The organism is Enterobacter sp. 296B2, assembly GCF_034106185.1.
GTDB lineage: Bacteria > Pseudomonadota > Gammaproteobacteria > Enterobacterales > Enterobacteriaceae > Enterobacter > Enterobacter cloacae_N.
This window is the reverse complement of sequence record NZ_JAWNCA010000001.1, coordinates 226,727-246,036: the sequence shown is the minus strand read 5'-3', so window position 1 is coordinate 246,036 and position 19,310 is coordinate 226,727. Positions and strand designations below refer to the sequence as shown.

Below are 19,310 nucleotides of genomic sequence, written 5' to 3'. Positions count from 1 at the left end.
CTCTGGGAGGATACCCGTTCTGAGGAGTGAAAGATGACGGCCACGAATCCCTTTTTTGACATCAGCCTGTTGCCCTATCAGGCACCCCATTTTGATACCATCAAAGACGAGCACTATCGTCCGGCCTTCGATGAAGCGCTTCGTCAGAAGCGTGCGGATATAAACGCGATCGTCTCTCAAACCGCTGCGCCAGACTTCACTAACACCGTGCTGGCTCTGGAGAAAAGCGGCCTCATGCTCGCGCGCGTCAGCAGCGTTTTCTTCGCCATGACCTCCGCGCACACCAATGCGTATCTGCAGGAACTGGAAGAGCAGTTCTCCACCGAACTTGCCGCGCTGGCGAACGACATCTGGCTGAACGATATCCTTTTTGCCCGCGTCGGGAGCGTCTGGCAGGACCGCGCCGCGCTGGACGCCGAATCCCGTCGGCTGGTCGAAGAGACGTACCAGCGCTTTATTCTGGCCGGCGCGCGCCTGAATGAGACAGAAAAAGCCGAGCTGAAGGCGCTGAATACCGAGGCCGCATCCCTGACCAGCCAGTTTAACCAGCGCCTGCTGGCCGCCAACAACGCGGGCGGGCTGGTGGCGGATTACGCGCACCAGCTTGAAGGCCTCAGCGCAGAAGAGATTGCTGCCGCGGCGCAGGCCGCCGCGGAAAAAGGGCTTAAGGACCGCTGGCTGATCCCGCTCCTGAATACGACACAGCAGCCTGCGCTAGCGGCGCTGCGCAATCGCCAGACGCGTGAAAACCTGTTCAACGCCGGCTGGACGCGCACCCAGAAAGGGGATGAAAACGACACCCGCGCATTGATCCTGCGTCTTACGGCGCTGCGCGCGCGCCAGGCCCGTCTGCTCGGCTTTGAAGATTACGCCAGCTGGAGCATCGCCGACCAGATGGCGAAAACTCCAGACGCCGCGCTGGCCTTTATGCGCGGGATTGTGCCCGCGGCGCGTGCCCGTGCAGAGCGCGAGCAGGCCGATATTCAGAAGGTCATTGATGACGAGCAGGGCGATTTCACCGCGCAGGCCTGGGACTGGGCCTTTTATGCCGAGCGCGTGCGCCAGGCGAAATACGCCCTCGATGAATCGCAGATTCGACCCTATTTTGCGCTCAATACCGTATTGCAGGATGGCGTATTCTGGGCGGCCAGCCAGCTGTTTGGCATCCGCTTTGTGGAACGTTTCGATATTCCGGTTTATCACCCGGACGTCCGGGTCTGGGAAATTTTCGACCACACCGGTGAGGGCATGGCGCTGTTTTACGGCGACTTCTTTGCCCGCGATTCCAAGCAGGGCGGTGCCTGGATGGGGAATTTTATCGAGCAATCCTTCGAGTTTGCTGCCCGTCCGGTGATCTACAACGTCTGCAACTACCAAAAGCCGGGTAACGGCGGCGTCGCGCTTCTCTCCTGGGATGACGTGATAACCCTGTTCCACGAGTTTGGCCATACTCTGCACGGTCTGTTTGCCAGCCAGCGCTTCGCTACGCTGTCCGGTACTAATACGCCGCGTGATTTCGTTGAATTCCCGTCGCAAATCAATGAGCACTGGGCCAGCCATCCTCAGGTGTTTAGCCATTATGCCCGTCACTACGAAACCGGTGAACCCATGCCGGACGCGCTGCGGGAAAGCATGCTCAACGCGACCCATTTCAACAAGGGTTATGACATGACGGAGCTGCTGAGCGCGGCGCTGCTGGACATGAACTGGCACGGCATCAGCGAGGGCGTGTCGAGCGTTGAAGAATTTGAAGCTGCGGCGTTGAAAAAAGAGGGGCTGGATCTGCCCGCCGTACCGCCGCGTTATCGCAGCAGCTACTTTGCCCATATTTTTGGCGGCGGCTACGCGGCGGGGTATTACGCCTACCTGTGGACGCAAATGCTGGCGGACGATGGCTATCAGTGGTTCGTGGAGCAGGGGGGCTTAACTCGCGAGAACGGGCAAACGTTCCGTGAGGCGATTTTGTCTCGTGGCAACAGCGCTGATTTAGCCGAACTGTATCGAAACTGGCGCGGGCACGATCCGAAGATTGAACCGATGCTGGAGAATCGCGGGTTGAGCGAATAGCGTCATGTTTGGATGAAAACAGAACCGGGCCGAAGCCCGGTTTTTTATCTCCTTTCTCTTCTTCTGCTATTTCAATAAATATCAGTGACGTTTTCCAGAATATACGCGGTGCAATTATCTTTATCACGAATAGCGCCTTTTATTAAAATTGTCCGGGTCATAAAAATAAACGCTGATTTAAGGTGTGTTTTTCACTGTAAATTTTTTCCTTTTTATGCCGATAAATGAAGATGAGAAAAAATTGACGTTGTAGCAGTTAAGAAGGCGAATGATGACCCTACCTCTGACCACCTCTGGCTTTACGGATGTCGAGCAATCTAAAAGGCTGATAAATAAAACCTTTACCTATGTTGTAACGTTGCTGGTCGGTATTTTTGCGGCAGCAATAGTGTCTTTGCTGGTAATAAAAAATAATGTTAATGAAATCAGCGACAAGCATGACGAATTTTTATTAAGAAAAGCGTTAGAGGCCCGCCAGGAGAGCATCCGCAGTCATCTGAAAGACTATGCAGAGTGGGGCGATGCCTACAAACACCTCCATCAGAAAATGGATACGCACTGGGCATGGGACAAGCAGAATCTGGGCAAGTCGCTGTATGAAAACTTTGGCTATGAAGGCGCGTTTGTCCTCTCCCCGGAAGGCACCACGCGCTACAGCGTGATTGACGGGAAACTGAAACAGGAAGAACTGGAGCGCTGGTTAGGTACATCGACAAAAGACCGTTTACTCAGCGAACTGAGCAAAAATAAGGGATTGCCGGTTTCTGTACTAACGCTAATTGATTCCATGCCTGCCATTGTATCTGCTGAATGGATAACAACGGGCGATGATACCAGTGTACACCCCTTACCGGGCCGGCCTTCGGCAATGGTGTTTGTAGATAAATTAACGGCTAAAAAACTTCTCACGATGGGGCATGATGCCGCCATTAAAAATGTTCGTATTTTACCCAACGCGTTGGTTTCTAAAATAAACGATCGGACGGAATTAACATTAAGCACCCAGAAGGGTGATGTGCAGATTATCTGGGACAGCGAAAATCCCGGCCAGGCGTTGATCGTCTATTTTCTGCCGTTACTTATTCTTTCCGTACTGCTTACAATAACGATGACGGTAATTCTTATGCGTCATATTATGCACAAGGCGAAAATTCATGACGAAAATGCCTTTCTCCTTGAGCAGGCACGGTTGAATCTTATCACCAGTGAAAAACGATTCAGGGATGTCAGCGAAACAACCAGCGACTGGTTCTGGGAAACAGATTTATCGTTAACTATAACGTGGCTATCGGGCCGCTTTTCCACCGTTACGGGATATGAAAACAGCAAATGGATAGGTCGCAGGCTGGATGAACTCTTTCCTTCAACAGGAGACCTGCTTCGTGATTGTGTCAGCCATCGGGAATTAACAGGACGCTTTGAATTCAGGAACTGTCCTTATATCAATAATCAGCACTCCACCTCTTATTGCACGCTTTTGGCAAAATTTTCTGCTCAGCCTGATGGAACGGTAGTTTTACGCGGGGCGGCAACGGATGTCTCTCTGGAAGTAGAGGCAATAAAACGCGTGGAGTTTCTCTCCCGCCATGATGAATTAACGGGGCTCCCGAACCGGTACCACATCAAGGAGTTTCTGGCGGGCCAGTTAGCTCAAGAAGGCGTCAACGCGAGCCCCTTTGCAATGATTTGCCTCGATTTAGATAAGTTTAAGCCCGTCAACGATATATTTGGGCATTCCACGGGCGACGCCCTGCTTGGTGAAGTCGCGTCACGACTTAAGGGCTGTATTCGTGATGGTGATTTTGTTGCACGGCAGGGAGGAGATGAATTTATGCTGCTCCTCGGCAACACCAGCCAAATAGATCGTATTGAAGAGGTGTGTCAACGCATCGTGCAGGAACTTAACCGTCCTTTCTCCATTGAAGGTAATGAGGTAACAATAGGCGTCAGCATGGGGATTGCATTGGCTCCGCGCGATAGCAGCAGCGCAAACGAGCTTCTACGCTATGCGGATATTGCGCTTTATCAGGCTAAACAATCCGGCAGAAACAGATGGGTCTATTATCGTCCGGATATGTCAGAAAAGTTGACCGAACGCAGGAAGCTGGAATTAGAACTGAAGACGGCAATTCGTGAAGACCAGCTCTGCCTGCTCTACCAGCCGCGTTATAACCTCAGATATTCCAGAATAGATGCCGTGGAAGCGCTTGTGCGCTGGCAGCACCCGGTTAGAGGAACCATAATGCCCGATCGGTTCATTCCGCTGGCTGAAGAAACAGGATTAATTATTAGCCTCAGCAACTGGGTTATTTGTAAAGCGTGTGTAGAAACAAAAGGTAAATTACCAGGACTATCGGTATCCGTAAACATCTCTGCTATTGAATTCCAGGCAAGCGATCTCGCTGAACGGATAAAAGAGATCCTCCATGAAACAGGGCTTGAGCCCAACCGTCTGGAAATTGAAGTGACTGAAAACGTCACGCTTTCCGATCCTGAACAAACGCTGCTGACCATGAAGGCCCTTAAAAAAATGGGCGTGCGCATTCTGATTGATGATTTCGGTACGGGCTATGCGTCTCTGAGCTATCTTCGGAAGTTTCAGTTTGACGGCCTCAAGCTCGACAAAAGCTTTATTTTTGCTTTAGGCGATTCACCGCAGAACCAGTCGGTCGTCGAGAAAATTATCGATCTGGGTAAAGCCTATTCGATGGAGATAACCGCAGAAGGGGTGGAAACCATCGAACAGCTGTCGTTCCTGAAAAAAAATAAGTGCGATGAGGTTCAGGGCTACCTGCTTGGAAAACCGGCTGCCATTGCCGATCTCAATTTAAACGCGAACGTACTGAGTGTTTAAACGCGTTTTTTCAGCCCTGACTCAGGGAAGCATCAACGAAAAAAAACCGGGCTTCTCGCCCGGTTTTCTATCTTACGACCAGTACCGGACATTTCGCATGCCGCACCACTGCTGCAGCATTTGAGCCTAACAGATACGTTGATATGTCAGGCTTGTGGGATGCGATGATAATCAGGTCAGCGCCGATCGTGTCAGCGAGCTTTAGAATCTGATCTTTAGGGGATCCCGTCACGGCGTGAGTCTGTATCTTGTCTGGAGGAATTTTGAACTGCTTAACAATTTCATCCAGTTTTGCTAAGGCCACATGCTGGAACTCTTTTATCTTCGGCATTTCCACTGAGTATGCCAACCCTAAAGATGAATAGTAGGGTAGCGAGGGAATAACAGTTAGAAAATGGACTTTGGCCGTGTTGAGTGCTGTATGTGCCTGAACGAACGGGATAACCATGTGGGTCAGGCTATCCTCGGAAATGTCAATCGGAACCAAAATAGAGTTGTACATATGTCCCTCCTGAGTGTTTTTTACACAGTTCAGGTTAGGCTGTTAATTTCAGGAAAACAGAGAGCGAGGTGTCATAACGGGTACAAATTTCTGTTCTGTAGTATTTGTGTAGTCAAACTTGCCTGGCATTTCGTCGTGACTATGTACATTCTCGCTTTATGGGCGAGCTGGCGCTCAGCCTTGATCGGCGCATGTCCCTTTTTATGGGCAGCGAGCAGAGTAGCGTAAAATTATGCTAAAACAGAACCGGGTGTAATGCCCGGTTTAGTATTTATACTGCGTGACAGCTGACGGACGCGATAATTTTATTTCCGCCCATATTCCCCATAATCAGATCGAGTAATTTTCGGTATTCCTCACGGGTCATCACCTCAGCCCGAATTTCGGTTTTTCCCTCGGCGTGCGCCGTAGCGGAATAAATCGCTTTCAGACTTAACGTCAACTCTTTGGCCATATTTACGATGCTATTCCGCACTGCATCTTCATGCTCATCATTGCAGGTGATAGTCAGGACATAGCATTTTTCGTCTTCGTGGAGCGCGGGCAGCTGATTGATTCGCTGCGCGGCTTCACGAAGCAATATGTTGGCGCTGAGAATAATTAAGCTTGCCGTGGCGGCATTCCAGAATTGACCTAAGCCGCACAGTACGCCTATTCCGGCCGAGCACCACAGCGTTGCGGCGGTATTCAAACCGCGAATGTTCATGCCTTCACGCATAATGACGCCTGCGCCAAGAAAGCCTATTCCGGAGACGATCTGCGCTGCGATGCGCCCAGGGCTATCAGAAGACGTAGATATGGAACTTAAAATAAACACGGCCGCACCCGTGGCAACCAGTGCATTGGTACGAAGTCCGGCCATGCGCTGGCGCCACTGTCTTTCCGCGCCAATAATTGCGCCCAGCAGCATTGCTGCGAGCAGATGAGAGATATAAGGGAACATCAGCCTGTCGCCTGTTAACGTATTAAATAATAAGCGTCAGCGCTTCACAAAGCGCGCGATAACGCCGTTTAAACGCAAAGCATTTCAGGCGAAGGCGGCGGGAAAAGGGAATGTTTAAACATGACCATCGCGATTACCCACAATTTTAGTCTTTGTAAATGTATCGGGAGGCAATCGTCTGGAAGAGATTGCTGCCCACCGTTAAGGTAAGCAGCGAGAAAATCGCGTTAGCTTACCTTCGTATCGTATATAAAATGGCTGTCCAACGAAGAGCTCCTGTATGAATTTATCGTCAGTATAATCAGACGTATTAATGAGTAAAGCGAAAAAGAAGGGTCCGTGAGGATTTGTTTAAGATCGGGAAAATTGTTTTTCAGCGTTCCTCTGGTCTTCAAAATACCCGGTATACTACGTTTTGTTCTTTTCAGGCGACAATATGCAAAGGCAGGAAGTATGTCCCTTCGTTCGCTGCGGGCGTTATGCCTCACAAGTTTTTTCATTGCCGACGTCCGCGATGGCCTCGGCCCTTTTCTCGGTATTTTCCTCACTGAGCGTCACTGGACCCCCGATGATATCGGCTTTCTGATGACGGCAGGTGGGCTGGCGGGATTACTGGCCACGTTGCCGGCGGGGGTTATCACCGACACCTCACGGAACAAACGTGCCTTGCTGGCGCTGCTCTGCATGTTGATCACCCTGAGCACGCTGCTGCTCTGGTTTAGCCAGCAGACCAGCGTTGTCGCCGTCTCACAAATGGTCACCGGCATCTGTGCGGCGTTTGTCGGGCCGCTCGTCGCCGGGATTACGCTGGGGCTGACCGGCCAAAGCGGGTTCAGCGCACAGATGGGCAAGAATGAGGCGTTCAATCACGGCGGCAACTTTGTTACCGCGCTGATTGCAGGCGGCATTGCCTGGTACTGGGGCGTCGGCGGGATTTTCCTGCTGATGACCTGTACCACGCTGTTAACGCTCTGTGCGCTACTTGCCATCCGCAACGAGGACATTGATAACGACGCGGCGCGGGGGCTTTCATCCTCAGGAAGCGTGCCTGTCCCCGGCTTCGCGGTGCTGATTAAAAACCGGGCGCTGTTTGTGACCGGGCTGACGCTGCTGCTGTTCCACCTGGCGAACGCCGCGCTGCTGCCGATGCTGAGCATGAGGGTGGCCGCGGCACCCGCCTCGATCAACCCCGGCCTGTACGCGGCGGGCACCGTCATCATCTCTCAGGCGGTGATGATCCCCGTTGCCATCTGGGTCGCCCACCGAATAGACCGCTACGGCTACTGGCGCTTAATTATGCTGGCGCTGCTGGTTATGCCGGTGCGCGCGGCGCTGGCAGCAAGTACGGACGCGCCGTTAATGATGATCCCGGTACAAATTCTCGACGGGCTGGCCGCAGGGATCCTGGGGGTGGTGGTGCCGTCGTTTATCGTGGTGCTGTTGCGCGGGAGCGGGCACGTCAATGCCGGACAGAGCGTGGTGATGCTGATGCAGGGCGTTGGCGCATCCATGAGCCCGGCGTTAACCGGCACGATTGCCGGTCACTACTCCTTTGCGGCGGCGTTCAGCGTGCTGAGCGCGATTGCGCTGGTGGCCGTCCTGCTCTGGTGGTGCTTTGCGCACCGGACCTGGGAAACAGACAGCATGCCGGGTGGGGCATAGCGCCACCCGGGGTCACGTTAAACCAGTTCGTTAGGGCAGGTTTCGCCCTTTTCCAGCTGCTGCAGGTTGCCCAGCGTGGTTTCTGAAATGCTGATCAGCGCTTCGGCAGTCAGAAACGCCTGGTGGCCTGTAAACAGGACGTTATGACAGGCAGACAGGCGGCGGAACACGTCGTCCTGGATCACATCGTTGGACTTATCTTCAAAGAACAGATCGCGCTCGTTCTCATAGACGTCCATCCCCAGCGCGCCAATTTTCTGGGTTTTCAGCGCTTCGATAGCGGCCTGAGAGTCAACCAGACCGCCGCGGCTGGTGTTGATGATCATCACGCCGTCTTTCATCTGGTCAAACGCCGCCTGGTTAAGCAGGTGGTAGTTTTCCGGCGTCAGCGGGCAGTGCAGGGAGATCACGTCTGACTGCGAGAACAGGGTCGCCAGGTCAACGTACTCCACGCCCAGCTCCAGCGCCGCGGCGCTTGGGTACGGATCGAATGCCAGCAGACGCATGCCGAAGCCTTTCAGAATGCGTAGAGCGGCGACGCCGATTTTTCCGGTGCCGATCACGCCCGCGGTTTTGCCGTACATGGTAAAGCCGGTCAGCCCTTCCAGAGAGAAGTTGGCGTCACGGGTGCGCTGATAAGCGCGATGAATACGACGGTTGAGCGACATCATCATGCCAATAGCGTGTTCCGCGACGGCTTCCGGGGAGTATGCAGGAACGCGCACCACTCTCAGACCCAGCTCTTTCGCCGCGTCGAGGTCCACGTTATTAAAGCCCGCGCAGCGCAGGGCGATGTACTTCACCCCCTGTTTTTTCAACTCTTCCAGCACCGGACGACTGCCGTCGTCGTTAACAAAAATGCAGACGCCTTCACAGCCGTGCGCCGTTTTGGCGGTTTTTTCGGACAGCAGAAAGTCGAAAAATTCAAGCTCAAACCCGTAAGCCTCGTTAACATGTTGCAGATACTTTTTGTCGTACTGCTTTGTGCTATATACCGCGAGTTTCATAAGACTTTCTCCAGTGATTTTGCATTCACGTTAGCATGATTAAAATTATCTTACAATTTATAAAATATTATTGAATTCAATAAGTTCTATCAATTATTCTAGAGCATATGTACACCCTAACTCCATGATATTCTTACTACGAGAAATCTTCGGCGCGAATCTGAGCAGGGCATGTAGCGGAAAATGGAGTGGGTAGAGGATGCGAGAAACGCCTGTCTGGATTACGTTAAAGAATGGCAAGAGGGTGTGAAAACTGCAATGCCTCCGGATGCGATGGAAAGATATTAGGAACCGGGTGAGTTTCTGACAAATATGGAGAATGATGCATGTCGCAACAATTGGAGTTGTCCTTATCTCCGCCGATGCTGCCCGCTTTGTACTATTTTGTTGTATCTATTGCGGTTTTATTCTTACTGTTGATGGGGAAACTCAAGGTCAACAGGCTGCGTAAATATCCTCTGCTCATTGCCTATACGCTTTTTGTGATAGCCATTGCTGCCATTCAAATTAACGTTTTTGCCAACGGCTATGAGTTTGTTAGCGGTTTCTTACATATTGATTTTGATCCCTGGCGTTACGACTCGGTGTTTTGGGGGTCGTTGATATTCGCCATGCTTTACCTTCTGGCGATGCCTCGGAACAGGCCCTAGTTTCGCAACTTAACGTTACAACATCTATCCTTAAATCTGGCTTTGGCTTCAACTGACCCGCTAAACATGCGACAATATTCGGTATTGTCGGCTTAATTCTTTCGAAAAATCAGGATATTAATGCCCATGAAGGGTAAATACAAAGCCGCCATTGCGGTTTTACTGCTGTTAATTTTGGTGCCGCTGACGCTGCTGATGACGCTCGCCCAGTGGGTGCCGACGCTCGCCGGGATCTGGCTTCCCGTCGGAACGCGCATCGCTTTTGAAGAGAGTCCAAAACTTACCCGCCATGCGCTGGTGATCCCCGATCTTCGCTATCTGGTTGAAGACTGCGAAATTGCCCGTATCAATAACGTGACGCTGTCACATCCGAGCCGCTGGAAACTGGATGTCGGCTCGCTGGACCTTAACGCCGTCTGTCTGAGCAAGATTCCTCAGTCAGCCCCGTCCACGGTAGCACCAAAAACGCTGGCCCAGTGGCAGGCGGTGTTACCGAATACCTGGCTCACCATTCACCGTCTGACGCTCTCGCCCTGGCAACAGTGGCAGGGCGAGCTGCATGCGTCGCTGACTCCGTCCATTCAGGAGATCGCCTATAAAGGCGAGCAGGTCAGCATTAAAGGCACGCTTCGCGGCCAGACGCTATCGGTCAGCCAGTTTAATGTTCAGCTCCCGGACCAGCCGCAGCCGATTAAGCTGGTGGGCGAGTTTACCTTGCCGCTGGTACCGGATGGCGTGCCGGTGAAAGGCCACGCGGTGGCGACCTTTAACGTGCCTCAGCTAACGTCTCTGGTCGATGCCGATCTGGACTGGGAAGACAATCAGGGGCAACTGGTGGTCATGGCGCGAGACAACCCCGAGCCGCTGCTCGATCTGCCGTGGCAGATCACCGCGGAACAGCTGAACATCAGCGACGGGCGCTGGAACTGGGATCTCTCCGGTATGCCAGCGAGCGGCCGGGTTTCCCTTCGCGCCTACAACTGGCAGCAGGGGCTGGAGAAAGCCACCCTGACCGGACGTCTGAATGTGCTTACCCACGGCGACGCGGGGAAAGGCAACGCGGTACTGAATATTGGGCCCGGCAGGCTCAGCATGGAAAACAGCGATATGCCACTGCATCTCAGCGGCGAGGCGAAGCAAAACGATCTCATTCTTTACGCCAGATTGCCGGCAAAACTGACCGGCAGCCTGTATGAACCGCAGCTGGCCTTTGCGCCGGGCGCGCTGCTTCGCTCGCGCGGGCGCATCATTGACTCGCTAGATATCGATGAAATCCGCTGGCCGCTGGCGGGCGTGAAGCTCACGCAGAAGGGTGTCGACGGTCGTCTGCAGGCTATTCTGCGCGCCCATGAAAACGAGATGGGTGATTTTGAACTCCACCTGGACGGCCAGGCCAACGATTTTCTCCCTGACAACGGCCTGTGGCAGTGGCGCTACTGGGGCAAAGGGCATTTTACGCCAATGAATGCCCGCTGGGATGTCGCCGGGAAAGGCGAGTGGCGCGACAACCTCATTGAGCTGACGGCGCTTTCCACCGGTTTTGACAAGCTCCAGTACGGCACGATGGACGTCAGCAAGCCGCGCCTGGCGCTGGAGCAACCGGTGCGCTGGGTCCGCGATCCCGAAAAGCCTACCTTCAGCGGCGCGCTGTCGCTCAATGCCGGGCAAACCCGTTTCTCCGGCGGCAGCGTTTTGCCGCCGTCGGTCCTGACCTTCAGCGTCGACGGCACCGACCCGACCATTTTCCAGTTTAAGGGTAACCTGCATGCGGACGCCATCGGCCCGGTGCAGGTGAACGGTCGTTGGGATGGGGAGCGCCTTCGCGGACAGGCCTGGTGGCCGAAACAGTCGCTCACCGTCTTCCAGCCGCTGGTCCCGCCGGACTGGAAAATGACGCTGCGTGACGGGGAACTTTATGCGCAGGTTGCCTTCTCGGCGGCCCCCGATCAGGGCTTTGAGGCGGGCGGGCACGGCGTGCTGAAATCCGGTAGCGCCTGGATGCCGGATAACCAGATCAACGGCGTCGATTTTGTGCTGCCGTTCCGCTTCAGCGAGGGAACCTGGTCCCTGGGTACCCGCGGCCCGGTCACGTTGCGCATTGGCGAAGTGGAAAACCTGGTGACCGCGCGCAACATAACCGCCGATCTACAGGGGGATTATCCCTGGACGGAGGACAACCCGCTGCTGCTCACCAACGTCAAGGTGGAAATGCTCGGCGGGAAAATCACCATGCAGCAGCTGCGGATGCCGCAGCACGATCCGGCCCTGCTGCGCGTGGACAATATCTCCTCAAGCGAGCTCATTAGCGCTGTCAACCCGAAGCAGTTTACCCTGTCGGGTCCGGTGAGCGGGGCGCTGCCGTTCTGGCTGGACAATGAAAAATGGATTATTAAAGATGGCTGGCTGACCAACCCTGGGCCAATGATGCTGCGCATCGACAAAGATACGGCAGACGCCATCGTGAAAGATAATATGGTGGCGGGCGCGGCGATTAACTGGCTCCGCTATATGGAGATCTCGCGGTCGTGGACGAGAATCAATTTAGATAACCTGGGTGAATTAACCATGCAGGCGACCATCAAAGGGACCAGCCGGGTGGACGGCAAAAGCAGCTCCGTCAATCTGAACTATACCCATGACGAGAATGTCTTTACCCTCTGGCGCAGCCTGCGTTTTGGAGACAACCTGCAAACCTGGTTTGAGCAACATGCGGTGATACCTGCTCCCCGCAGTTCGACCGGCAAGGAAAGTGAGGAACAACAATGAAAAAGATGGCTGGTGCGCTCACCGTTGCCGCGCTACTGACCGGCTGTACGCCGCGCATTGAAGTCGCTGCGCCAAAGGAGCCGATTACCATCAACATGAATGTCAAAATCGAACACGAGATCCATATTAAGGTTGATAAAGACGTTGAAACCCTGCTGAAATCGCGCAGCGATCTGTTCTGAGGACGCCATGAAACGAGTAGCTCTGATTTTACTGGCACTAGGGATGAACGTGCAGGCGGCTGCGCTGACCTTAAACGATGCCCGCGCGCAGGGGCGCGTGGGGGAAACCCTGAGCGGTTATCTTGCTCCGATCCAGCAGGATGCCGAAACGCTGGAACTGGTAAATCGCATTAACGCGGCGCGCACGGAGAGCTATCAGAAGCTCGCCGACAGCAACAATTTACCGGTTGATGAAGTGGCGAAAATGGCGGGGCAAAAGCTGGTAGCCCGCGCGCAGCCGGGCGAGTACGTGAAGGGCATTAACGGTAAGTGGCTGAAAAAATAGCTAGCGGTAGCGCTTGCGGTATTCCCCCGGCGAGACGCCAAAACGCTGCTTAAACGCCGTTGAAAAGTGGCTATGGTCGGTGAATCCCCAGCTGAAGCCAATGCCCGCCAGCTTTTCGTCATCGCCGGTTGACTGCAATGCCTGCGCGCAGAGATCCAGACGACGGTTTTTGATGTACTGCGCCACCACCAGCCCCTTTTCGGCAAACATGCGGTACAGGCTGCGCACGGACATTCCGCTCTCGGCGGCAATCCATTCCGGGCGCAGCGATTCAGACTGAATATGGTCGTCAATCAGCGCCACCACATGCTGGAACTGGCGCTCCTTGCGCGGCTGAATGATTTCGCGCTGTTGGAAAGCGGGGCGCAGCAGGCAGATCATCGCTTCGAGCGCCGCTTCGCTCTCCCGGTCACTCAGGTCGGCATTGCTCATGCTCTCCATCAGCAGGCGATGGCTCAGCTGTACCGTGGGCAACGAGCGGGAAAGGGCGGTTGCGCAGCTTATCTCCTGGAAGCGACACTGCTGCTCAATAATCTGACGGGGAACCAGCAGCGAAATCTGGCGGGACTTTTCCTGCCAGTTGATCGAGCAGGGGCGAGCGGCGTCAATCAGCGTAATATCGCCGGTTCTGAGCACCGCGCGACGCTCATCCTGCTCAATTTGCGCGCTACCCTCAAGCTGGAACACGGTATAGAACCAGGCATCGTTACTCTGTGTAATCTCCTGGCGGGAGCGGAACAGGTTAACGCCGCCTGCGGTAACGGTACTGAGCTTCAGGCTGCGCGCGTAGCTGGTCTCCAGCTCGCCGAAGAATTTGCCTTCGGTGGGCTGCGCGTTAAAACGGCCGCAAACCTGGTTAATTTGCGCCAGCCACTGCTGATACTGTTCCTGCTCACTTGCACACGCCATCGTTTCTCTCGCCGCACCGTCAACGTTTTCGCATTGTTGCATTTGTGTTGCATTTTGTCAGAGCTATGAGGCTGACTATAGGAAAGAACACTCACCGGTAACAGCGATATAAGCGACGATTATCGCGAATTGCGGCACCTGTCACAGGTGGCAAAGCGAATGTCACAGAGACAAAAGCGAGAATGCAAAACCGCACGTAGACTGGATGAACACCCTGAGAATAACAACGAAGGAGTATCCTATGTCTGAATCACTGGTGGCCATTCTGCCTGCCGTGCAGCAGTTTTTAGACCGACACCACGGCCTGTGGATTGAAGGGCGTCAGGCCGCGTCGGACAGCGAAAAGCGGCTGAACGTCTACAACCCGGCCACGGGCGAGGTGATTGCCTCGACCGCCGATGCCAGCGTCGATGACGTTGACCGGGCCGTTATGTCCGGTTGGCGCGCGTTTGTCGCCCGCTCCTGGGCCGGAAAGTTACCGGCGGAGCGCGAGCGGATCCTGCTTCATTTCGCCGATCTCGTCGAACAGCACGGCGAGGAGCTGGCCCAGCTTGAAACGCTGGAACAGGGCAAATCGATTAACATCTCCCGGGCCTTTGAAGTCGGCTGCACCCTCAACTGGATGCGCTATACCGCCGGGCTGACCACCAAAATTGCGGGCAAAACCCTCGATCTCTCCATCCCGCTGCCGCAGGGGGCGCGCTATCAGGCGTGGACGCGTAAGGAGCCGGTTGGCGTGGTGGCCGGGATTGTGCCCTGGAACTTCCCGCTGATGATCGGAATGTGGAAAGTGATGCCTGCGCTGGCCGCGGGCTGCTCTATTGTCATCAAGCCGTCGGAAACCACGCCGCTGACACTGCTGCGCGTGGCCGAGCTGGCAAGCGAAGCGGGTATCCCGGACGGGGTCTTCAACGTGGTAACCGGGAGCGGCGCGGTGTGCGGCGCAGCGCTGACCTCGCATCCGCATATTGCAAAGGTGAGCTTTACCGGCTCAACGGCGACGGGTAAGCAAATCGCCCGCGCGGCGGCGGACACGCTAACCGGAGTAACCCTGGAGCTGGGTGGGAAAAACCCGGCCATCGTGCTGAAGGATGCGGATCCGGCGTGGGTGATAGAAGGGTTAATGACCGGCAGCTTCCTGAACCAGGGGCAGGTATGCGCGGCGAGCTCGCGCATCTATATTGAAGCGCCGCTGTTCGACACGCTGGTCAGCGGGTTTGAGCAGGCGGTGAAATCCCTGAGCGTCGGGCCGGGCATGTCGCCGGAGGCCTTTATCAACCCGCTGGTATCACGCGCGCACTGCGATAAGGTGCAGACCTTCCTCGATGAAGCGACGTCGCGCAACGCGGAGCTGATCGTCGGCAACCGGGGCCCGGAGGGCAAAGGCTATTACGTGTCGCCGACGCTGGTGGTGAACCCGGATGCCGCGCTGCGGTTAACCCGAGAAGAGGTGTTTGGTCCGGTGGTCAACCTGGTGCGGGTATCCGACGGAGAAGAGGCGCTCCAGCTGGCAAACGACACCGAATATGGCCTGACCGCCAGCGTCTGGACGCAGAATATCAGCAAGGCGCTGGCGTATACCGACAGGCTGCAGGCGGGCACCGTCTGGGTGAACAGCCATACGCTGATCGACGCTAACCTGCCGTTCGGCGGCATGAAGCAGTCCGGTACAGGACGTGATTTTGGCCCGGACTGGCTGGACGGCTGGTGTGAAACCAAGTCGGTGTGCGTGCGCTACTAGTAAAAGCAAAAGGCAACCGGGAGGTTGCCTTTTTAGTGTTTGTTCCCTCTCCCGTGGGAGAGGGTCAGGGTGAGGGCATCAGGCCGCACCCGGCGTTATTCAAAGCGACCACCGATCCCGCCCGGCCTCCTTCGCCCGGTACAGCGCCGCATCGGCGCGAGCAATGATCTCGGTGCCGGCTAAGCCCTCCACCATGCCCGCAATCCCCATGCTCACGGTGACATGCTCGCTAACGGTCGAAGCGCTGTGCGGTATGGACTCCGCGCGAAGGCCGTCCTGAATGCGTAAGGCCACTTTTTCAGCGATGTTTTCCGGGCAGTTAAACAGGATCACCACGAACTCCTCGCCGCCGTAGCGTGACACAACATCGTCAGGCGTCCGCACCGACTGCTTCAGCACCCGCGCCACGCGCGTCAGACAGTCGTCACCCGCCTGATGCCCGTAGGTGTCGTTGTAGCGCTTGAAATAGTCGATATCCAGCATAATCAGTGAGAATGGTTTCTTCTGCTCAACCGCGTTCTCCAGCACCACTTCCATCCTCCGGCGATTGGCGGTTGTGGTTAACGGATCCTGATGCGCCAGCGCATCCAGTCGTGAGATCAGCAGCTGGTTTTGCTGGTTACGTCGCCAGGCCTCGTCAAACCAGCTCAGCAGGATGAAACGCCCGCAGATCAGGATCAGCGAAAAAACGCTCCAGATGATAACGAAATGAAGATTAAGGCCATCATTAAGTACCCAACTCGCTATCGGCAGGGTGATCCAGAGCGGGAGCACGAAGGCGAGCAGCCCCTCGGGGTAAAAATAGAGCGCCGTTAAGCCGGCGAGCAATAAAATGACGCACAGCGGCCAGACGTGCGGTAGCAGAAGCTGGGTGATAAACCAAAAGCAGGAGACCGACCAGATGGCGCTGCAGATAAACAGCACCACGCTGATGCCGGCGATGCGGCGCCAGGCCATCAGGATCAGCGCAGCCGAGAGGATGATGATGCCGAGCATGGAGGCATCGACCATTTTCGTTAGCGGCGGCGAGTGGGGATAAAGAGGATCGCTGGCCTTAAGCAGGACGTGGCGCAGCAGGATCATCACGGCGAAGCTAACGTTGACGAAGGCCAGCCAGGGCAGGTTCATCGCCAGCCCGTGCATGACCATGGCATGGCGCGTCGGCCAGGTTGCCCGTTCAAGTGTCGGTTTTTTTCTTTTTTCCATAAAATCCTTTCCCGTCCGGGGGATAAATCATTCAGGTGAGATATCAGTAACTATAAGCAAGCCCGGACGATCCTCAAACGCTGGGGCAAAAAAAACCGGGCTATTGCCCGGCAGGTGGTTATTTTTCGTCTTTTTTCTTACCAAGCGTTGGCGTCTCGTCGAAGAAGTTCCACGGTTTAAGCAGGGTGTGCACCCATTCCGTCGGCATGATCGGCCACTCTTCCGCTCGCGCCACGTGGGTTGTACCGGTGGTCATCCAGACTACGTCATCCTGGCCGTTGAGCGACTCGTTATCCTTGCTGTACTGACCGAGGCCCGTGTCGTGGATGGAACGGTTGGGGAATTTCCCTTCCGGGTAGAGCTCATCCGGGTGGTAGCGGGTTACCCAAAGCTGTTTGTCCATAAAGCTCAGGCGATGGTAGATCCACTCGTCCGGGGCAAATTTCGCGCCGGTCGCCACCGGATGGGTACCGCCCGCGTAAGGGATGATCTGGTACGAGACCGGGTTGCCCATGCGGTTCTCCTTGCTGGTGTTGCTCAGCAGGCGGATGGTGCCAGGGTCGAACTTCTGCGCCGCCTGCTGTTCGGTATCAATATCGTACTGATTGACCTGCATGGTGCTGGTGCGCGGGCCGCCGGCGGTATTCGGCTTCACTTCCGGATCCATCGCCACCAGCTTGTTGTTGATGCCGTCCACGTCCATATCAAGCCGGAAGTTATAGATGTGCTGGTGAGTAGTGCCCACGATGTTATGGTCGATCAGCGTGCCGTATCGGGTGTCATCTTTAGCGGTGGCATCGTGCATGGTTTTCGCCTGAACGCCTTTCACCGCCTCGATACCCGTCGCGCCGGCATCAATGCCGATGGTGCCGTTTTCATGGAACACCCAGTCGAAGATGTAATCATAGTTGCCCACTGTGCTGACCCAGCGCACCACCAACTCGCGGCGCTCGGCGCTGACGTTGGGCTTACCCATCTCCTGATGCTTATATTCCGGGCCCGCGTAGCGTTCGAAAATGGCGATCGCGCGCGGGATCTCCATCGGCGTACCGGTGTAGTCCGGGATGGTTTCATTGAGCATCACGGCGTTGGACGGCACGTCCTTACCGCGCACCAGCGGCGAGGTCAGGGTGCCCATGCCGTAGTCACCGGAGTCGAGATAGGCTTTAAAGTACCAGCCCACGTCCGGATCGCCGTAAGGGACGATCATGCCGCCGAGCGATCCCTGATACATTACCTGACGCTTTTTGCCGTTGTCGTTATACGTGACGGTTGAAATCATCGGGCCGACGCGGGAATCGAGGCTCAGGTGGAAATCCCAGTTCTGCCAGTGCACCATATCGCCGGTGATGGTGTAGTTCTTGCCTTCCGGCTCAATGATGTGGAGCGGTTTTTTCGGCGTCTCGACACGGTCGCGGCCGTCATAGGGGCGCGGAGTCATCGGAACCGGCACAACGGCGCCTTCTTCAATTTTCTGGATCTTTTTCTGCTCAAGATCGACCACTGCCACGAGGTTCTCAATCGGGTGCGCCCAATAGTTGCCGTCGCCGACGTCCAGATAGCTCACCACCTTCAGCAGGCGGTCTTCCTGCTTCAGGCCGTCTTTTCCGTCGAAATAGCCGACGGTCAGCGGCGTGGTAATCACTTTTTTCGGGTCGGTGATGCCGTGTTTTTTAAGCACCTCGGCGAACTCTGTACTTTCGTTGATGATCTGCTGAACCGCGGTGAAATCATCCAGCAGCACCATGCCGTGCGCGTCTTTCACCGGTTCCCAATGCAGGATTTTTTTATCCTTCAGATCCACCACGCTTTCGATGACGTGCTTGCCGTCGAGCATGACGATTTTCGCCTGGCGAGGGGCATCCACTGCCGTACCGTTGAGGACAAAGTCCCACACTTTGGCCTTCTCTGGTTCCGCAAGGGCAATCTGGGTAAAGCGGGTATTCGGTTTAAAATCCGCAGAGGCTTTAACAATCTCGACGGCCTGCTTAATTTCGTCCGCCGTCAGCGCGTTTAGCGGGTGAGGGCGTTTTTCAACCTGGAAGGTCTGGTCAAGACCAGACTGGAAAACATCGTTGATGAAGGTCTCTGAGATAAAGGCTTTTTGGCCCTTCATCACTACCGGCACCTCAAGCTTGAGGGGTTGACCGTTAACGATGGCCGTCTTAGCGCCTGGTTTGACCTTCACAAAGGCGCCGTCCTTCGCAATGGTGAACATCTGTGCGTAATCATCCCACTGCACGTCCGCGCCAAAGTCCTGCAGGGTTTTGTCCATCGGGACCATATGCGCCTCGCTGCCGTGGGCGAAAACAGGGGATTGCCAGGCGCAACACAGCGCAACGGCCATGGCCAGCGCCGTTCTACGGGCAGAAAAAGAAGAAATGCTTCCCATCGTAGACCTCATCTTGTTGTGTTTATTGTGTTGTGACAGCCTTATCCTGACAGGCGCCTGAGAAAAGCGTTTGCCTGCATCTGCCAGGTTATTTGTTGGTCTTG

General features: G+C 55.2%; 14 protein-coding genes. 8 read left to right on the top strand and 6 right to left on the bottom strand.

Annotated elements, in window-relative coordinates; genetic code table 11:
* Nucleotides 1-33 precede the first annotated feature (33 nt).
* Together dcp and URZ40_RS01130 are read left to right on the top strand one after the other, a co-directional pair.
* The gene (gene dcp, locus URZ40_RS01135) at nucleotides 34-2,067 is read left to right on the top strand and encodes a peptidyl-dipeptidase Dcp (RefSeq protein ID WP_320719618.1); all 2,034 of its coding nucleotides are present in this window, start codon (nucleotides 34-36) and stop codon (nucleotides 2,065-2,067) included.
* Between the two features lie 271 nt (nucleotides 2,068-2,338).
* The gene (locus tag URZ40_RS01130; RefSeq protein ID WP_407065506.1) at nucleotides 2,339-4,921 is read left to right on the top strand and encodes an EAL domain-containing protein; all 2,583 of its coding nucleotides are present in this window, start codon (nucleotides 2,339-2,341) and stop codon (nucleotides 4,919-4,921) included.
* A gap of 67 nt (nucleotides 4,922-4,988) precedes the next feature.
* Here the strand turns inward: URZ40_RS01130 and uspF are convergent, their stop codons facing one another.
* Complete coding sequence (uspF, locus tag URZ40_RS01125) at nucleotides 4,989-5,423, bottom strand: universal stress protein UspF (RefSeq protein WP_316379041.1); 435 nt, start codon at nucleotides 5,421-5,423, stop codon at nucleotides 4,989-4,991.
* Between the two features lie 271 nt (nucleotides 5,424-5,694).
* Complete coding sequence (locus tag URZ40_RS01120) at nucleotides 5,695-6,366, bottom strand: MgtC family protein (protein ID WP_116340180.1); 672 nt, start codon at nucleotides 6,364-6,366, stop codon at nucleotides 5,695-5,697.
* Nucleotides 6,367-6,819: 453 nt separating this feature from the next.
* Between URZ40_RS01120 and URZ40_RS01115 the strand changes: the two genes are divergently transcribed.
* The gene (locus tag URZ40_RS01115; protein WP_316379043.1) at nucleotides 6,820-8,028 is read left to right on the top strand and encodes an MFS transporter; all 1,209 of its coding nucleotides are present in this window, start codon (nucleotides 6,820-6,822) and stop codon (nucleotides 8,026-8,028) included.
* A gap of 17 nt (nucleotides 8,029-8,045) precedes the next feature.
* Here URZ40_RS01115 and URZ40_RS01110 read toward each other — a convergent pair whose 3' ends face one another.
* A complete protein-coding gene (locus URZ40_RS01110; protein WP_116340177.1) occupies nucleotides 8,046-9,035 on the bottom strand; it encodes a 2-hydroxyacid dehydrogenase in 990 nt (329 codons plus the stop codon).
* Nucleotides 9,036-9,361: 326 nt separating this feature from the next.
* Here URZ40_RS01110 and URZ40_RS01105 point away from each other — a divergent pair, with 326 nt between their 5' ends.
* The 4 genes from URZ40_RS01105 (at nucleotide 9,362) to URZ40_RS01090 (ending at nucleotide 12,958) form a co-directional block, all read left to right on the top strand.
* Nucleotides 9,362-9,685, top strand: a complete 324-nt coding sequence (locus URZ40_RS01105) for a hypothetical protein (protein WP_316379045.1) — start codon at nucleotides 9,362-9,364, stop codon at nucleotides 9,683-9,685.
* Between the two features lie 126 nt (nucleotides 9,686-9,811).
* Entirely contained in the window at nucleotides 9,812-12,451 is a 2,640-nt protein-coding gene (locus URZ40_RS01100; RefSeq protein ID WP_320719615.1) for a YdbH family protein, read from the top strand.
* A complete protein-coding gene (locus tag URZ40_RS01095; protein ID WP_080327221.1) occupies nucleotides 12,448-12,633 on the top strand; it encodes a YnbE family lipoprotein in 186 nt (61 codons plus the stop codon). Before URZ40_RS01100 ends, URZ40_RS01095 begins: the two co-directional genes overlap by 4 nt.
* Nucleotides 12,634-12,640: 7 nt before the next feature.
* Nucleotides 12,641-12,958 carry a YdbL family protein gene (locus URZ40_RS01090; protein WP_116340169.1) on the top strand — a complete coding sequence of 106 codons (318 nt, stop codon included), beginning with the start codon at nucleotides 12,641-12,643 and terminating at the stop codon, nucleotides 12,956-12,958.
* On the opposite strand, the gene feaR is transcribed toward URZ40_RS01090, so the two are convergent.
* Nucleotides 12,959-13,867, bottom strand: coding sequence for a transcriptional regulator FeaR (gene feaR, locus URZ40_RS01085; protein ID WP_320719662.1), 909 nt, complete (start codon nucleotides 13,865-13,867; stop codon nucleotides 12,959-12,961).
* A 241-nt stretch (nucleotides 13,868-14,108) separates the two neighbouring features.
* Between feaR and URZ40_RS01080 the strand changes: the two genes are divergently transcribed.
* On the top strand, nucleotides 14,109-15,608 hold the full coding sequence (locus URZ40_RS01080; RefSeq protein ID WP_320719614.1) for an aldehyde dehydrogenase family protein: 1,500 nt from the start codon (nucleotides 14,109-14,111) through the stop codon (nucleotides 15,606-15,608).
* Nucleotides 15,609-15,707: 99 nt separating this feature from the next.
* Here URZ40_RS01080 and URZ40_RS01075 read toward each other — a convergent pair whose 3' ends face one another.
* Together URZ40_RS01075 and tynA are read right to left on the bottom strand one after the other, a co-directional pair.
* A complete protein-coding gene (locus URZ40_RS01075; protein ID WP_320719613.1) occupies nucleotides 15,708-16,814 on the bottom strand; it encodes a membrane-associated sensor domain-containing protein in 1,107 nt (368 codons plus the stop codon).
* Between the two features lie 118 nt (nucleotides 16,815-16,932).
* Entirely contained in the window at nucleotides 16,933-19,206 is a 2,274-nt protein-coding gene (tynA, locus tag URZ40_RS01070; protein WP_316379050.1) for a primary-amine oxidase, read from the bottom strand.
* Between the last annotated feature and the right edge of the window lie 104 nt (nucleotides 19,207-19,310).

What these genes read in the sequence shown, in the direction of transcription:
- dcp (WP_320719618.1), top strand. Translation starts at nt 34, where the DNA reads ATGACGGCCACGAATCCCTTTTTTGACATCAGCCTGTTGCCCTATCAG.
- URZ40_RS01130 (WP_407065506.1), top strand. Translation starts at nt 2,339, where the DNA reads ATGACCCTACCTCTGACCACCTCTGGCTTTACGGATGTCGAGCAATCT.
- uspF (WP_316379041.1), bottom strand. Translation starts at nt 5,423, where the DNA reads ATGTACAACTCTATTTTGGTTCCGATTGACATTTCCGAGGATAGCCTG.
- URZ40_RS01120 (WP_116340180.1), bottom strand. Translation starts at nt 6,366, where the DNA reads ATGTTCCCTTATATCTCTCATCTGCTCGCAGCAATGCTGCTGGGCGCA.
- URZ40_RS01115 (WP_316379043.1), top strand. Translation starts at nt 6,820, where the DNA reads ATGTCCCTTCGTTCGCTGCGGGCGTTATGCCTCACAAGTTTTTTCATT.
- URZ40_RS01110 (WP_116340177.1), bottom strand. Translation starts at nt 9,035, where the DNA reads ATGAAACTCGCGGTATATAGCACAAAGCAGTACGACAAAAAGTATCTG.
- URZ40_RS01105 (WP_316379045.1), top strand. Translation starts at nt 9,362, where the DNA reads ATGTCGCAACAATTGGAGTTGTCCTTATCTCCGCCGATGCTGCCCGCT.
- URZ40_RS01100 (WP_320719615.1), top strand. Translation starts at nt 9,812, where the DNA reads ATGAAGGGTAAATACAAAGCCGCCATTGCGGTTTTACTGCTGTTAATT.
- URZ40_RS01095 (WP_080327221.1), top strand. Translation starts at nt 12,448, where the DNA reads ATGAAAAAGATGGCTGGTGCGCTCACCGTTGCCGCGCTACTGACCGGC.
- URZ40_RS01090 (WP_116340169.1), top strand. Translation starts at nt 12,641, where the DNA reads ATGAAACGAGTAGCTCTGATTTTACTGGCACTAGGGATGAACGTGCAG.
- feaR (WP_320719662.1), bottom strand. Translation starts at nt 13,867, where the DNA reads ATGGCGTGTGCAAGTGAGCAGGAACAGTATCAGCAGTGGCTGGCGCAA.
- URZ40_RS01080 (WP_320719614.1), top strand. Translation starts at nt 14,109, where the DNA reads ATGTCTGAATCACTGGTGGCCATTCTGCCTGCCGTGCAGCAGTTTTTA.
- URZ40_RS01075 (WP_320719613.1), bottom strand. Translation starts at nt 16,814, where the DNA reads ATGGAAAAAAGAAAAAAACCGACACTTGAACGGGCAACCTGGCCGACG.
- tynA (WP_316379050.1), bottom strand. Translation starts at nt 19,206, where the DNA reads ATGGGAAGCATTTCTTCTTTTTCTGCCCGTAGAACGGCGCTGGCCATG.